The 14,283-nt window shown below is 57.2% G+C and carries 17 protein-coding genes; 7 read left to right on the top strand and 10 right to left on the bottom strand.

Features of this window, described 5'->3' with window-relative positions:
- The first annotated feature begins 33 nt into the window (after window positions 1-33).
- Window positions 34-573, top strand: a complete 540-nt coding sequence (locus AC0V6Q_RS13225) for a hypothetical protein (protein WP_486168843.1) — start codon at window positions 34-36, stop codon at window positions 571-573.
- Window positions 574-680: 107 nt separating this feature from the next.
- Here the strand turns inward: AC0V6Q_RS13225 and AC0V6Q_RS13220 are convergent, their stop codons facing one another.
- The gene (locus AC0V6Q_RS13220) at window positions 681-1,334 is read right to left on the bottom strand and encodes a GH32 C-terminal domain-containing protein (RefSeq protein WP_486168842.1); all 654 of its coding nucleotides are present in this window, start codon (window positions 1,332-1,334) and stop codon (window positions 681-683) included.
- Between the two features lie 139 nt (window positions 1,335-1,473).
- Here AC0V6Q_RS13220 and AC0V6Q_RS13215 point away from each other — a divergent pair, with 139 nt between their 5' ends.
- Together AC0V6Q_RS13215 and AC0V6Q_RS13210 are read left to right on the top strand one after the other, a co-directional pair.
- The gene (locus AC0V6Q_RS13215; protein ID WP_486169315.1) at window positions 1,474-1,908 is read left to right on the top strand and encodes a type 1 periplasmic-binding domain-containing protein; all 435 of its coding nucleotides are present in this window, start codon (window positions 1,474-1,476) and stop codon (window positions 1,906-1,908) included.
- On the top strand, window positions 1,820-2,551 hold the full coding sequence (locus AC0V6Q_RS13210) for a substrate-binding domain-containing protein (protein ID WP_486168841.1): 732 nt from the start codon (window positions 1,820-1,822) through the stop codon (window positions 2,549-2,551). The genes AC0V6Q_RS13215 and AC0V6Q_RS13210 overlap by 89 nt, the downstream gene beginning before the upstream one ends.
- A gap of 187 nt (window positions 2,552-2,738) precedes the next feature.
- Here the strand turns inward: AC0V6Q_RS13210 and AC0V6Q_RS13205 are convergent, their stop codons facing one another.
- Together AC0V6Q_RS13205 and AC0V6Q_RS13200 are read right to left on the bottom strand one after the other, a co-directional pair.
- Entirely contained in the window at window positions 2,739-3,116 is a 378-nt protein-coding gene (locus AC0V6Q_RS13205) for a hypothetical protein (RefSeq protein ID WP_486168840.1), read from the bottom strand.
- 5 nt (window positions 3,117-3,121) lie between these two features.
- Window positions 3,122-4,750: a hypothetical protein gene (locus tag AC0V6Q_RS13200; protein ID WP_486168839.1), complete on the bottom strand. Its 1,629-nt coding sequence runs from the start codon at window positions 4,748-4,750 to the stop codon at window positions 3,122-3,124.
- Between the two features lie 327 nt (window positions 4,751-5,077).
- On the opposite strand from AC0V6Q_RS13200, the gene AC0V6Q_RS13195 reads away from it, so the two are divergent.
- The 4 genes from AC0V6Q_RS13195 to AC0V6Q_RS13180 all read left to right on the top strand — a co-directional run bounded on the left by AC0V6Q_RS13195 (window position 5,078) and on the right by AC0V6Q_RS13180 (window position 9,433).
- Window positions 5,078-6,814 (top strand): pentapeptide repeat-containing protein, encoded by a 1,737-nt coding sequence (locus AC0V6Q_RS13195; RefSeq protein WP_486168838.1) that lies wholly within the window; start codon window positions 5,078-5,080, stop codon window positions 6,812-6,814.
- A gap of 92 nt (window positions 6,815-6,906) precedes the next feature.
- Window positions 6,907-7,956, top strand: coding sequence for a Tle-like phospholipase domain-containing protein (locus AC0V6Q_RS13190; RefSeq protein ID WP_486168837.1), 1,050 nt, complete (start codon window positions 6,907-6,909; stop codon window positions 7,954-7,956).
- Window positions 7,957-8,129: 173 nt separating this feature from the next.
- Window positions 8,130-8,930 (top strand): ankyrin repeat domain-containing protein, encoded by an 801-nt coding sequence (locus tag AC0V6Q_RS13185; RefSeq protein WP_486168836.1) that lies wholly within the window; start codon window positions 8,130-8,132, stop codon window positions 8,928-8,930.
- A 2-nt stretch (window positions 8,931-8,932) separates the two neighbouring features.
- Window positions 8,933-9,433 carry a hypothetical protein gene (locus tag AC0V6Q_RS13180; protein ID WP_486168835.1) on the top strand — a complete coding sequence of 167 codons (501 nt, stop codon included), beginning with the start codon at window positions 8,933-8,935 and terminating at the stop codon, window positions 9,431-9,433.
- Here the strand turns inward: AC0V6Q_RS13180 and AC0V6Q_RS13175 are convergent.
- From AC0V6Q_RS13175 to AC0V6Q_RS13145, 7 genes are read right to left on the bottom strand one after another with little or no spacing between them, the layout of a single operon-like run.
- On the bottom strand, window positions 9,364-10,086 hold the full coding sequence (locus tag AC0V6Q_RS13175) for a hypothetical protein (RefSeq protein WP_486168834.1): 723 nt from the start codon (window positions 10,084-10,086) through the stop codon (window positions 9,364-9,366). The two genes, AC0V6Q_RS13180 and AC0V6Q_RS13175, sit on opposite strands and share 70 nt — an antisense overlap.
- Entirely contained in the window at window positions 10,083-10,532 is a 450-nt protein-coding gene (locus AC0V6Q_RS13170) for a hypothetical protein (protein ID WP_486168833.1), read from the bottom strand. Before AC0V6Q_RS13170 ends, AC0V6Q_RS13175 begins: the two co-directional genes overlap by 4 nt.
- Window positions 10,529-11,914 carry a FliI/YscN family ATPase gene (locus AC0V6Q_RS13165; protein ID WP_486168832.1) on the bottom strand — a complete coding sequence of 462 codons (1,386 nt, stop codon included), beginning with the start codon at window positions 11,912-11,914 and terminating at the stop codon, window positions 10,529-10,531. The genes AC0V6Q_RS13170 and AC0V6Q_RS13165 overlap by 4 nt, the downstream gene beginning before the upstream one ends.
- Window positions 11,911-12,519, bottom strand: a complete 609-nt coding sequence (locus AC0V6Q_RS13160; RefSeq protein WP_486168831.1) for a FliH/SctL family protein — start codon at window positions 12,517-12,519, stop codon at window positions 11,911-11,913. The genes AC0V6Q_RS13165 and AC0V6Q_RS13160 overlap by 4 nt, the downstream gene beginning before the upstream one ends.
- A complete protein-coding gene (locus AC0V6Q_RS13155; protein WP_486168830.1) occupies window positions 12,516-13,016 on the bottom strand; it encodes a hypothetical protein in 501 nt (166 codons plus the stop codon). The genes AC0V6Q_RS13160 and AC0V6Q_RS13155 overlap by 4 nt, the downstream gene beginning before the upstream one ends.
- 5 nt (window positions 13,017-13,021) lie before the next feature.
- On the bottom strand, window positions 13,022-13,840 hold the full coding sequence (sctJ, locus tag AC0V6Q_RS13150; RefSeq protein WP_486168829.1) for a type III secretion system inner membrane ring lipoprotein SctJ: 819 nt from the start codon (window positions 13,838-13,840) through the stop codon (window positions 13,022-13,024).
- Window positions 13,841-13,849: 9 nt separating this feature from the next.
- The gene (locus tag AC0V6Q_RS13145; protein ID WP_486168828.1) at window positions 13,850-14,281 is read right to left on the bottom strand and encodes a hypothetical protein; all 432 of its coding nucleotides are present in this window, start codon (window positions 14,279-14,281) and stop codon (window positions 13,850-13,852) included.
- Window positions 14,282-14,283 lie beyond the last annotated feature (2 nt).

Raw genomic sequence — 14,283 nt, 5'->3', positions numbered from 1 at the left:
ACTGCGTTGGCCATCGATGCGGGCGCCTCGGATATGGCTGTCGCGCAGGCTCAGACCCTTGTCAGGAGGCGTCCGCTTCCAGCCCGGCATTTGCGTTTGCTTGCCCAGGCGCATTTTGCAGCCGGAGACAATGAGACCAGCGCTCTCGCGATCCAATATGCAGCCCAGCGCGGATGGCGCGACCCGCTTGCACAAGAGGCGATGATGCAGATTGCGCTCGTAGCGGGCAACCGGCCAGAGGCCGCTCGGCGATATGCTGCGCTGTTCTTGATGGCCGATACTGATCGCGCTTTTCTTGAAAAGGCCGGTCTAGAGGTCTTCCCGCAAACAATAGGCGAAGAAAGAGCGGTCTTTGCGCAAATTGTTGCCGGCGGTGAACGGTGGCAGAACACATTCCTGATCCGCGGGGCCCGGGTCATACCCGCCGATGCTTTTGTCGAGATTATCGAGATGAGCGCCAGGGACGGCGCCCGGTTTCGTTGCCCCGCCCTACGCCAGGCGCAGCGTATAATCGAAGGCAAAGACCAAGTTCTGGGCAAACGGCTATCATCGTTACTTAGCGCACAGTGCTAAGCGAGCGCGGGTCCTGTCAAAGGGGTGGCCGTCAGCGGATCGTCCGCAGTCAGTAATACACTACCTTGATGAGTGCATTTTGCCGAGGTTTCACCCTCCGCGAGCCGTCATGCTCCGGCGTTGTTCAATCGCGTCTCTTCTGACCAACGGATTTCGCCACTGGTGTAATCTTCGACGGGATAGAAGGTGGTGGTCATCACTGTAGCCCCATCATCCGCAAACAATTCGGTCGACGTTCGGTCCATGAGCAAACGAAATTGAATGGGCGCACCGTGCTTTTTGCGCGGCGCTCGGTGAATTTTGGCGAACTCAGGGTGAAAACCGACCTTCCCCGAATTCCTGCGGTCGATGTACCAGCCTTGTGCATCCATCCCGATCAGCAATTCCTTGCCAGCGGTGTTGGACAACTGGATTTGGAACCAACCGTTTTCAGGCGCTTCGAACACTAGATTTACCTCGGTAGATGGGAGGAAACCGCCCGCCAGCTTCGCGCCGTGTTCGAACACTTCCAGTTTGACCGGCGTTCCGCGCAGCACGGCCAGCTCCTCGGCGGGTTTCCGGCGCAATTCGGTGCTGTGCAGTGTGAGTTCGCGCGGCGCAGTCAAGGCGCTTCGCCACTGCTGCGTAGGTACCTGTTCGGCATACATCCAGTTCGACATCCAGCCCATGAAGATGCGCCGACCATCTGGAGCACCGTTCCAGATCACCCCGGCGTAATTGTCGGCGCCATGGTCGAACCACACCACATTGTCGCGCTTCAAATTTTTCTCCAAATTCAGCGTCGAGTGTGAACGATGAGCCGTTCCAGTCACCGACGAAACATTGGGGGCCCGAACCGCCTTGTGGCCCGCCTTTGTTCAGGCTGAGCAGGAGCACCCACTTCAATTCACCTGACGCTTCATCGCGAGCACCGGGAATGACCCCGAAATCGAAAGGTCCGTCTGGCGTACAGTCCGAGAGCACCGGATAGACGGTGTCCTGTTCTTTACCATGTGCCACCGCGACGTTTCGCTGCCGGAAATAGTAGGTGCCGAACCGTGCGTCTTCGCCAACTGCTTCTCGCGTGACGACCAAAGCCTCCTGTCGGTCTTACCAGACGACTACCAAGGCGGGCGGGACGCGGCGCAATATTTAATCGAGCAGGGGCACATCAATATCGCTTGCCTGACCCTCAACCCAATTATTGAAGCTGCGAGGCTGCGACTTGCCGGACTCTGCGATGCGATGAGTGCCGCTGGGGTCTCCAGTGCGCGAGGAATGGATCAAACCTGCCGTCAAAGGCGACATTGGCGAGGAGGAAAAATGTGCGGCAGGATCGCTTGCGGAGATCTTTGACCCCGGAAAGGACTATTACCCGACAGCTCTGTTATGCGGCGATGATAAGGTCGCACTGAAATCCATTTCGGCTTTTCTGCAGCATGGGAAACGCGTTCCAGAAGATATTGCTGTTGTCGGATTCGATGATTTCCAGATGATATCAAATAATATTTTGGTTTCGCACGACCTGCAGGTGCTTCGAGCCTCCAATGACCGCTTTGCCCACGAGTCAATGACTCTGCGTTCCGAGATCTTAGTTCATCAAAGCGGACATTCTCTGAGGCCATTCAGGCCAAGGAGAACTACAATGACGTATTCGAAACTTGGCCCTTGTGCTCAACATCGCGTGCCGTTGAACTTTGGAGCGAAGATTGGAGCCAAGCGTCCCTTCAATCAGAAACAGATCTTGGCGATCCGTTTCTTCCTTGATCGCGAGAACCGCATCCGAGATAAAGCTCTGTTTGATTTGGTGATTGATAGCAAGCTGCGTGGTCGCGATCTCGGTAAATACCGCAACCTCACGAAAGGCAATCATACTGGGTGTGCCTGCACTAACAATTCATCCTCTTGCCCACTGGTTCTGGCTCGAGGGTGGAAATTGGTTTCGCCGTTAGTGATGCGAATGACAAAATCACCCTGGCAGTCAACGATTAGTGGATAGGCCAAAAGGAGTTTTCAGCCGATGTCTTGCAGCGGCAACAGTGCATAGTGCTCGGCTTATGTGGCGCGCTGGCAAATGGCGCGAACTCCATGGTTCAGCATGCCCTTACGATGTAGTCTGTTCAATTCTCCCGAGAAGAGCGTGTCAAGGTGTTCTGCATCGAAACCCGCAATGCAAATGGACACACCTATTCTCGTGAACTGGCGAGTTTTTGTTCAAGCGCTTCCAGAAATTGCATCTTGCGTGCGGCGGGAATGTAAAAATGATTTTGATGCCAGTCAGTCTGCTCAATCACGAAGGGAATATTGTGTTCTTCGCAAAGGGCAGAGAATTTCTGGTATTTGGTTTCTGGACTGTCGTATTCTGTGCTGTTTTCCTCAGTGCCGCCGTCTATTCGGCGATTGTACGGTATGAAGCATTGCGGCTCATCAAATCGCTTAAAGCGCGGGTCCACTTCATCCGTGATTTCCAGGGTTAAACGCAGAGGTCCCACACGCCACCATTGCTGGAGTGTCCCTTTCAGCACGGCGTGCTCTTTCTCGCTGATTAGCTCTGCCATGGTCATCAGTTTTAACGGTCAATTTGCAAAAGGGAAATGTCGTCTTGCGTAAAGACATTGCGGTCGCCGCGGCTGTTTAGAATCACGCTTTGCTCTTGACCCAGCGCCCGCAGAACAGCTTGATCACTAGCGGAGGCGACCTTTTGGCTAGCGTCTATCCCGGGCTGGGTATGAGCGCTCCAGCGCCATCCCTCGGATTGCAATTGATCAAGCAGCCGCGCTGGGATTTCGATCCTGCCATCATTTCCGCGCAGGACCATACGCTGCGGCCCGTTCGTGAAAATTGCAAATTCATCACCTGTTCTGGCAGTGAGGGCTGCGATGTCATTGAGATTGATATCACTGCGAGGGATTGTAATTAGAGCACCATCGCCCTCAAGCATACCGAGCAGGCGTGACTGGCGTGCATTAAGCTCCCCAAATCCCGTGTAAATGGCGGCCGGATTGCCCAGTGTCCCATTTGAGCGGGGGGCCGCAATTTCCAGCGCTTCCGAAAGCCCTTCACGCATCCGATTCACCGACAATGCCTGATCGGCAGGCAAGGTAGCGGTATCGATCCTGTTTATAGCCGCAAGCGCTTGTGCCGCCTCATCAGCGTTGCCGCCTAGAAGAGTTTGGCGGGCCAGGCGTGTGCCACTTTGGACCATGCTGCTCAGCCGGTTTAGATCAACCACGCCATCTGCCGCGCGGGCTACATCGACGGCAAGGTCAGAAACCCTGCCAGCTAGACCTAGCTTGGATACGGGAACAAGAGTGGAGGCAACTTCGAATGTTGCTCGCCCAACTGTCTCACCCCACCATCGCGCCTCGGCTTCCGGGCCTAACGCTGCCGCTTGTGCGTGACTGGCCTGCAAACTGTCCCAAGCCCCGTCAATCGCAGCGATGACATCGGCCTGAAGCCGCCCCGGATCGCTTGCAACCGCAGACAAATACTGCCTGATGTTAGCGCCCATAGCACGCAGAGCTTCGTTGCTTGCCTCACCGCGCTGTGCCGAAGGTAGAATGCTGTCAGCCCAGCCTGGCAAACTGCCTGTCGCACCGCGCAACAAATCACCTGCATCACCGAGGATTGAATTGTCAGCGCCGTACTGCGCGAGCTGCCCTGCAAGGACTGCAATACCGACGACAGTATCTTTTGCGCCGTTGAAGACACCGCGCGCGACCCCCTCTTGAAATGCCAAGAGCGTGCGGGGCCCAGACAAAGCGGCGGACAAACTTTGCGACCAGTCTGCACCGACAAGCGCAGGGTTATCAGCAATGCCGGCCAAGCCTTGTTGAACCGTGGTTGTCAGCGCGCCAATGGAGGGGTTTCCGCGTACCGCTGTTCCGATCTGGTCGGCCCACCCCCTTAAGGCAGCGTCGCGTTGAGAAGCGGTTTGAGCGTTCAGCAGGTCGGCATAGCGGGACATCACGGCCTTAATGGCTGCATTATCTGTCCTGCCACCGGCCATTTCGACCAGTGCATCATATTGGGCGCGCACTTCCAGGTTTGAACTGTTCCGCGCCTGATCAATCCACGCATCCCAGCTCAGCCCGCCCTCAGCGAAGCCAAAGCCGGTTTCTTCTAGCCTCGAGGTATCCAGAGGAGAAGGTGCTGGGGTGTTTTGTGCAAATGTGGATCCAGTAGTGATCTGGTTCATGCGCAGCCTCGCCGAATAGAATAGTCCAGTTCCAATATGATAAGAAGGCTGACCTGTCGCTCTGCAGAATGCATATGGGAGCAGCTTTTGTACCTTAACGGGGCATTAGAACACGGATGAGCAATTCAAAGCCGCGCCTCTTCGAGATCTCGACAGTCTGCTTTTTTCGAGAGTCTCAAAAGCAAGGCAGCGGCTTGGGCTTCGCACACGCGGTTATTGGGGAAATACTTGCAACAGCACCGCGACACGCGATAGGCTTGAGTCGCAACTTGCAAGCAAGATAACGCTTTTCGGACAACTCATTTTTCGTAGCGCAGGAGTACCCCCTTGATCCTCACTCCGTTTGGCCGTTCTTTGTTGTTTGGCTTTGGCCTCACACTTGCTGTTTGTAGCGCAGCTGTGCCCAGCCAAACGCTTACCGCACAGCAACCGCTGGAGGTGCAATCAGGACAGGGAGAGCGCAGTGGCGGAGTTCTTGGTGACGATTTTGCGCGGGACGCGGGCGCAATCATCGTGACCGGACAGCGGCTTGGTGAGAACAATCTCTTCGAACCGGTCGTCCACCCTGAGGACAGCTGCCAGGTGAATGCCCCTGCAAGCGGCGAAAGCGAACCGGGCTTTGCGATTGATGCAAGCGGTTTTACGCGCGTTCGTCAGCTTGAACGTGTCAGGCGCAAAACGCGTGCATCCACCATTTATGTGAAGGGGGGCAGCTTTGTTGGGGCCGATTTCCGCCGTGCTAAATTGTACGATATGTGTTTTTTCGGCACTGATTTGAGCCAGACCAACTGGACAAATATGTCGGCGCGCGGTTTGGGTTTTGTAAACGTCGATCTCAGCGGCGCAAATATGCAGCGTGCGTATCTTCCAAATGTTCTCTTTAGAAATTCGAAGCTTATGGCGGTCAATGCAAAGGGGGCACGTTTCAACCAGGGGAGGCTTGACGGCGGATGGGAGGGCGCTTTGCGCGGTCTCGATCTGAGCGATGCCGACCTCACAGACTTCCGTATCGTGTGCGGTACATCTGCCGCCGATGGTTGCCCGATCGACAGAAACGACATTTCCATGGCGGGCGCCAACCTTCGCCGTGCGAGCCTGCATTCGTTTTATACCAGCGATCTGGATCTGGCTGGCGCGAGGATTGATCAGACCGAACTATCGCTCGAGCATCTAACGCTTTTGGATGAAGCGAAACTGGTGGGGCCCATTGTGCTGCGCTCGCCGCGCCGCGCGATGATGCTTTTTCCTGGAGAAGTTGCACAGCTGACCAAGGTTGCTCGCAGCAGTGAGGCCTCTGTCGATCTCTGCGCGGGAGCAGGTGCAAATGCGAGTGTCCAAGGAGATCAGGCTAGTGCCTCCAGGCCCTCTTCCGATCCCACGACGCCTTCTGCGCTTGCGATTGTCTGCGGTATACCAGGTAGTGAGACGCGCGACTTGCTTCGTTCAGTCGCTTTACTGGAGAGCCAGTCACAGAGTGCCCGCGGGTATATGGAAAGGCGCAAAATTTGGGAGGCAAGCCGAGATGCGTGCCTTGATTTGGCGGCATCTAACGACCAGAGCGCATGTGTCATCTCGGCCTATCGCGGTCGCCAGGCCAGCCTTCGCGAAAGCCTTGGCCGACCTGATTGGCTAAAGGATCGCGGTTACCGTCTATTTTTGTCGCGCGAGGCCGCATTTCCAACTGACAAGGGTAGGCCCGGACTTTACGGTCGGGTCCTCCCGGTTCTGCTCGATACAGCGGCGGCAGCCCTTATCATTCACAGCGACGGTGAAGGCCGCATTCACGCAAAAGGGGTCGCGGTGGACGGTTGCTATTTCGAACAAGAAGACCTCGCGTTGGACGTTGCAAAGGGACAACTCGGCTTTGCTGCAAAAACGCGCCGTCGCAGGGGACCCCTTCGTATGGAGGAGCCGCTGATCTCGTTGGCAGGCCGCAGCGCCGAAATCGAAGCGGCTGGGTTGGTGCGGGCAAGCAGCGGCTGCGATGTCGAAAACCCGTTTCCGAAACTTGAAGAAATTCAACTCGACGACAACCTACTCGCGACCATTTGGGACCGTTTCTAGAGTCAGCGCGGACGGTTCTTATACAAAACGTATAGAGACAGGTTTGTAGCATCTGTGCGATCTAAAAGACGTAACAGATGTCGGAGATTGATATGTCAATAGGTGGTGCCAACGATGTGTCCCGCGGCACAGAAACAAGCGTTTCTTCACCATCCAGCACGGCAGGTTCTGACCTTGCCAGTGCTGGAGCCGACCGCGTCGAGGCAGCCCAGCGTGCAATTGATACGGGCGCTTTGAATGTAGCCCAGGACACGCAAGTCGGTGATTTTGCTCAAGCGACGCCAGCCCAAGGTCAATCGGGCACCGTCCCACAAGGGCAAGGGTCTGCACCCGGCGGTTTCGCACAAGCTATCAACACTCCTCCGCCACAGCCAACAACTCTCGAGCTCGCCCAAATGTCGCAAGCCGTCTATGGCGAAGTAGGGCCGCCCAGAGGTTGGGCTGTCGCGAGCGCACAGCAGCTCGCCGAGATTGGTCTCACCCCCGACATGCTCACCTCGCCAACCTCTGAGTTTCAGGCGCAGGTTTACGTCCGCGAGATCGCAGGACAGACGAGCTACACGGTCTCATTTCGTGGAACTCAGTCGCGCAATGATTGGGTGGCTAACGGGCAGCAAGGGCTTGGCTTTCAAACCGACCATTACAACCGCGCGCTCGAAATCGGCGAGAGTTTGATCGTCCCCGAAGGATCGCGCATCACTTTGACCGGTCACTCACTTGGCGGCGGGCTTGCGTCCACCGCGGCAATTGCGTCTGAGCTTGATGCGACTACCTTTAATGCTGCAGGATTGCATCAGAATACGATCGGTGCAGCGCAGGATATTGCCGCTGCAGATGGCCAGCTCGAAATCCCCGACATCAGTGCGGTTTACGTCCGCGGCGACATTCTTTCGATGGTTCAAGACGGCGGCGACCAGGTGATTGGCGGCCTTATCGGGCGCGGTTTAGGCAGTTGGCTTGGTGGGCCTTTGGGAGGAGCGGCTGGCGGGCTTGCTGGGCGTCAATTGGTCGATGCGCCTGAGGCGTACGGAAACCGGATAGAAATTGACCCTGTGCGGCCCGAGGGCATGCGCTGGTACCAGGATAACCCGGTGGCACGGCATTCCATGAACTATGTGATTTCCAGCCTTCAAGGCAATTGACTTGGCGCGGGCGCAACCAGCGTCTAAGGTGAGAAAATATGTTTAGGCGCCCCAGTGTAGTTGCAATCACCTTTGCCACGCTGCTTGGCGTTGCTTCTGGGAGTTGTGCGCCAGTGACTGCGGGATCGCTTTGTTTCCAACGTTCTAAACCCTCTTTACCGACAGCGGAAAAGGTGCGCCCCTATCTCAATAATGGAGACGAGGGTCGTCAGATTTATGATGCGATTTCCAGGGGAGATATCGCTAAGGTTGAGGCATTGGTGCGCGGCAACCCCCGGTTGCTGGAGACACGCCGGGTTTTGGCTGACGGAGAACGTCCCTCGAATGGCAACACTGGCGGGCTTCTGACTTTTGCAATAGCAAGCTGCAATCCTCAAATGGTGGGCGCGCTGCTTGAGCTTGGCATTGATCCCGATGGGACCCCGCCCGGCAATGCTCTGACATACGCCCTGCTTGCAGACGATATGGTGATGGCCACTATGCTTCTTCAGGCGGGCGCATCACCCAATGCTAAACCGAAAGACGGAACAACGCCGTTGCGTGAAATCCTGTATTACGAGCGCGCTGACGCTGTGTCGCTTTTGGTCAAGGCAGGTGCAGATGTAAATCACGCCGATGCGATAGGCACTACGCCTCTGATCGCGGCAATCCGGTTTGAGGATTATGCATCGGCGGACATTTTGATCGGTGGCGGGGCGAACCCTTGGCTTGTCGGGAATAAGGGCGCATTGCCTGCTTCCATGTTGATGAAGGCGGCGAAAGACGCGGCGAAAGAACCGGCCCGAGAGGCACTGCTTGAAAAAGTCCGGGCAAAGGCACCTTCATGGCCGCCACCTGCGCACAGTGAGATTGTGACCAATTTTGCTTCAGGCGAATGGCCTACGGCGGCAATGAAAGCGGACGGGTTTGCCGTGTCTGAGGGCGCGCTTCGCACTATCAGACAGGTTGCCAAGGCATCTGGCCGGGGACGATAGCGATGGTTGGTTCCATTCGCTCAAGCGGGATATCGGGTGTCTCAGCAATTGGCCGCGCTGGTGCGCCATCTGGGGGCAGTCGAACCGGCGGAGCGCTGCGCAAACTTGCAGGGCGGGTCGCAGGACGTTTTGCGCGTGAATTCGATCTCCTTGGCGATGACCGTGCGGGAAGCGATAACGCAGATAGTTTTCGCGAAGGCGAGGATATCTACGATGTGCTTAGCATAGCGCGCGAACTGGCAAACGAGCTTAACGCGCGAGCCTTGGATGAGGGGCTGATTGCCCGCTCACTTGGCGGATTTGTGCAGGAAAGCGCAGTGCTTCTGGCGGCGCGTCCTGGCGCTGCCTCGCTCGATGCAATTGCAAGGGTGATCGCGCAAAATGAGCATTCGCGCGAAGAGGAAACTCTGACGGGATCAATCGCACAGATCGATCAAACGGCCCGCGGCATTGCGGATGCTTCGCCCGGAGCAGATCCCGCTTCGCGCGCGCTGGGCGGGTGATGCGCACTTTCCAAGTGGAGCGATTGGACTTTTAACCGCCGCCTGTTGAGTGCTGCACTAAGCTGTAGGTGCAATTGAGCAGTCTGCAAAGCAGACAATTTGGGATCAACCCCGGCAATTCGTAGCGAAAGGCTTCCACCTGGTTCGCGCAAGATATGAGCCGTCTGCGCCAGCGAACCGCCAGGAAAGGCGATAGTCACCAGCTGCTGGACAGAGGCAGGCCAACTTTCGGCGATATGGGCGGCCATGCGTTCGAGGACCGCATTGTCCAGTGCACTCAAGGCGGTGGCTGGGGTAGCGACATTGACGCTTGATGTTTGAGCAAGGAGGATCGATGCGGGTTGCGACTGCCCATGATCTGACCTTGCATCCCCACCATCATGACCTGCGTTTTCGGAACCGTCCTCTTGCTCACGCTTTAGCACGCGGTTTCCTGGCCCGGTCTCATTTTGCCCCTGAGCTTTCTCGACGGTCGAGGCTCCTTTACCCGTATTCTGATCGAGCTTTGCGGTAAAACGCTCCCTCGTCGACTGCAATTCAGCCTGCTTGCGGGCAGTGTCTGCTTTCGGCTCGAGCGGGGCTTCTTGACTGGCGGCAACAGGGCGATCAGATGCCGAAAACGGCCGAGGCGACTGAGAAGGGGTGGAATTCATCGTATCCTCTCCTGCATTTCTTCATCGTCGCGAGTCTGTGCTGTGGTTGCAATTGCGCGCTCTACCGCTGCCAGATGTTGATCGATCATGGCGCCGCGTTGGCGCATTTGTTCGTGCTTATATCTGGCCAAGCTGGTGTGATCCTGTGCCTCGCTCAAATTCGTTTCAGCACGCAAGGCGCTATCGGCCGCCTGCTTCTCTCGTATTCCTTCGGCTATCATCCAGATTTCAGCCTCAGCCGATCCGCGCAGATTGAAAAAGGAGGAGCGCGCTTTTGCAAGCCTTGCCTCAGCCTCCTCGCGTCGAACCGCCGCAGCTTCAGATTCGGCGCGGGCCTCTCGTTCTGCGCAAACCGCCTCGATCCGCACACGCTTTGCTCTGCGTTCTTTCAGTGCATTAACCCGATGCACCTGATTGAGGCGGCGTTTGCGGGTGAGTTCGCTCATAGGATTGTCTCCCCAATAGCGCGGAGCCGAGCAATAGTCGCGACCGGTTCGCTAGCCTCGTCTGGGCGCTGACGAAGAAAAGCTTCAATGGCGTCGCGCTGATCAAGTGCTGCATCCGCCAGCGGGTCGGCACCGCGTTCATACTCACCCATCTGCAGCAGCATCTCAATGTCTTCGAGTTTTGCGAGCATTGCGCGCAAGGCCTCAGCAGACGCGATCTGCCCAGCGCCTGCCAGCTTGCGAAATAAGCGGGATTGGCTGTGTCCGATGTCGATTGCGGGATAATGTCCGCGCGCGCCCAAAGAGCGGGACAGAACGATGTGACCATCGAGAAGCGAACGTACTTCTTCTGCGACCGGGTCTTCTTCCTCGCCTTCGGTCAAAACGGTGTAGAGCGCAGTAATTGCGCCGCTGCGATCTGTGCCGGCCCGCTCAAACAGGCGTGGCAGCTCGGCAAAAACCGAAGGAGGAAGGCCTCTGCGCACGGCGGGTTCTCCTGCGGCAAGGCCGATTTCCCGTAGCGCCCGAGCATAGCGGGTGACGCTATCCATCAGCAGTAGAACATGTTTTCCCTGAGCACGGAACCCTTCCGCAATCGCAGTGGCCGCGCGCGCCGCACGAACGCGCTCCATCGCGGGCTGATCCGAAGTCGCCACGACCACAACAGAGCGCGCTAAGCCATCTTCACCCAGGGCATCATCGATAAACTCGGGCACTTCTCGGCCCCGCTCTCCGATCATTCCGATTACAATGGCATCAACTCTCGCACGCCGAGCTAGCATCGCGAGAAGTGTCGACTTACCGCCGCCTGCTGCTGCGAATATCCCGACACGCTGGCCCTCGCCGATAGTCAGAAGCCCGTCGATAGCGCGAATACCGCTTTCAAACGGTTGCTTAATGGGGCGGCGTTCCATCGGGGGCGGTGATGGCGCTGCGAGTGGACGATCGGGGGTCAACTCCAAAGGCCCAAGTCCGTCGACCGGTTTGCCCTTTGCATCAAGCACCCGGCCCAAAAGACCATCATGTGCGGGCACTCGGTCGGCGAGATCGCGGAGTACGACCTCAGCATCACTTCGCAACCCCCGCAGATCACCGAGCGGAGTGAGAAGCAAATCGCTTCCTTCGAACCCAACCACTTCCGCGCCAAGGGCGTCATGCCGTAAACTCTGCGCGTCATGTGCTGACCCGTCCATGATCTCAACTAAGTCGCCAATCCGTGCCCGCACTCCGCGCACCCTGAGGGTGGTGCCCACCGCACCGACAAGCCGCCCGCGCTGTTCGAAAAGTGGCGCTCGCAGACCATCAAGAAGGGTCGCCTTTTTCCTTGAACCGTACGAGATTTTTACTTCCGCAGAAGCGAGGGGCGCATCGCTTGCGTTCATCTCTGATCGCCTACTGCGTTGCTGACTCCCCATCTTTGGCGGAGGGTATGAAGCTGTGTGTCCAGGTCGGCGACGATCACGCCTTCGCCTGATCGTACGCGGCAGCACATGTCTTCGAGGGTTTCATTGGCCTCAATCCGCACATTTGATGCTTCGCCGCGCATCCGTTCGCTGACCGGGCCGGCGAGATCGGGTGCAATTTCGATGATACAATCCTCCGCGCCTGCGCCAAGCCTGCCAAGTGCCTGCGCGGCCAATCCGGCGACCACCTCATCAGGATCGCGCCGTCCGATCAATTGTGAGATTACCTCAATCGCAGCGGTGGCAACCTCGCGTTCGCGGCGGGTGTTTTCCTCTGCAAACCCGTTGGAAAGCTCGGCAAGCGCCGCACTCAGCGCATCGGCAAGCTCGGCGCGGGCCGATTCTCGGCCCGCCTCATAACCCTGCATCCGCGCCGCTTCACTAGCAGCTTCGGCCTCATCCCGGATACGCTGTGCCCGTGCGAGGAGATCGGCAGCGCTTTGGAAAACGGCAACATCCTGTTTCGCAATACGAGCGGAAGGCAATGTGACCAGGCTCTCTCCGAAAATGATGGGACCGCTCATAATTGGTGCGCCTTATTTGCGGAAACGGGTCCTGAGCTTTGCATGAGCTCGCCTGCGCATCGCACAAGCTGCGAGATCTGCGCGTCATCGGCGACACGCGATAGCAATTGTGTGCCCTTTTTCATCAATGCAGCGAGGGGCGGAAGAACCGGCACCAAAGCGTCTTTGGGCAGTTCGTTCAGATCCAACCTTATCACGGCATCAAGCAATTCTTCACCCAACGTTTGCGAAATCTCTTGCAGCCGTTTGCCGCTCAACTCGCGGTCAAGCGCAGGTTTGGCCTGAAGCAGGGCAATCGTCACTGCGAGCCGCTCACCGTGACGATCGGACGAATGCGCAGCCCTTTGCTCACGCACCAAATCCGCGAAGGTCGGTTCGCGCTCTCCATTTAGCCGTCGCTCAAACCGGGCAGCGCGGGCGGAAATTAACGGATAAGAGCTCAGCGCGAGCTCATCCTTGCTGGCGTCCGTTCTACTTGTGTCAATTCCTTGCATCATGTGGTTCATTCTGCTGGCTGTGTCACACGGTCGGTCACATCATCGGACATGGGGGCGTGAATTGACTCTGTTGCTCGGGCTCTCGTTCGCTCGGCCGCTTTTCTGGCGGCACGAAGGGAGACAAAACGCCACCCAGCAAATGCGAGGATTATCAACCCAAGCGCCGCTGCAAGTGGAGCAAGGGTTTCTCTCAGCCAATCAGAAACCGGGTCTTCGCGAACAGCGGGCAGCGGTTTCGCTTCCGTCATCGCCACAGATACTTTTTCATAATCCAATCCCTCAATGCTGTTGGTTACAAGCGATTTGATTGCCGCAGTCTGCGCTGGCAAGTCCATGCCTTCGCGGTATTTCACAAAGACTGAGGCAGATGGCGGATTAGCCGTGCCCGTCAATGCGTCCGCTTCGGGCAGTGCGAGGTGCACGCGTGCGTCTATGACCCCGTCGAATTGGCTTATTGTATTTGCAAGCTCTTGACTGGTTCCAAAAACGAGGCGTGCGCGTTCGGCCAACGAAGACGATGTGAAGCCTTCCTTTTCAAACACCGTGCCCAGAGATTCGAACCGCTCTTTCGGGAGGCCATTCTGGCGCAAGACCTCGACTGCCTCGGCAAAGTCCGCATCGGCAACATGGACGGTGAAAGAGTCTTTTTCGCCCAGGCTTTTGCTACTGTCGATCCCTGCGCGTTTCAGGACTGAAATCATCTCGTTCGCCTCACGCTCACCGATATCGCGATAGAGTTCTTGGCCGCTGCACGCAGTCAAAGCCAAGGACATCATCAAGACAAAAGCAAGACCGGCGTTGGCCGATTTGAACCACGATATCATAAGTGCCCCTTAGCTTTGTTGACGGAACAATTGCTGCACCCCGTCGGCGCTGCGATTAGCGATGTTGGAGGTAAGCTGGCATTGGAACATAAATTCCTGACACTGCATCGTCAGTTGGACGATCTCGCCCGGCGTTAGTTCGCCGCCACTTTTTTCAGCGGCTTGCGCATAGTCGGTGACCGAGCGTGCCTGTATGTCGATCCCATCGAGCGCGCTCAGAATATTGCCAAGTGGTGCGGGCAAGTCGGCACGCAGTGAACCGCTTGCGGACATAGCTTGTTCAATGGCGTTGGCGAACTTGTCGGCTTCGGCAGAGTTTGCACCGCCGACGCTGGTTGTAACATCGCCCGGAGCGGAGTTTGGGCCAAGAGCGATTGTACGTTCGGCTGCGCCAGCGCCTGCGGACGAGGCGATGGCGGTCAAGATGGCATCCATACTCATCG

The sequence above is a fragment of the Erythrobacter sp. S227 genome (genome assembly GCF_057364925.1).
Note: the sequence above shows the minus strand (reverse complement) of the source record. Positions and strands in the feature narration are given on the sequence as shown.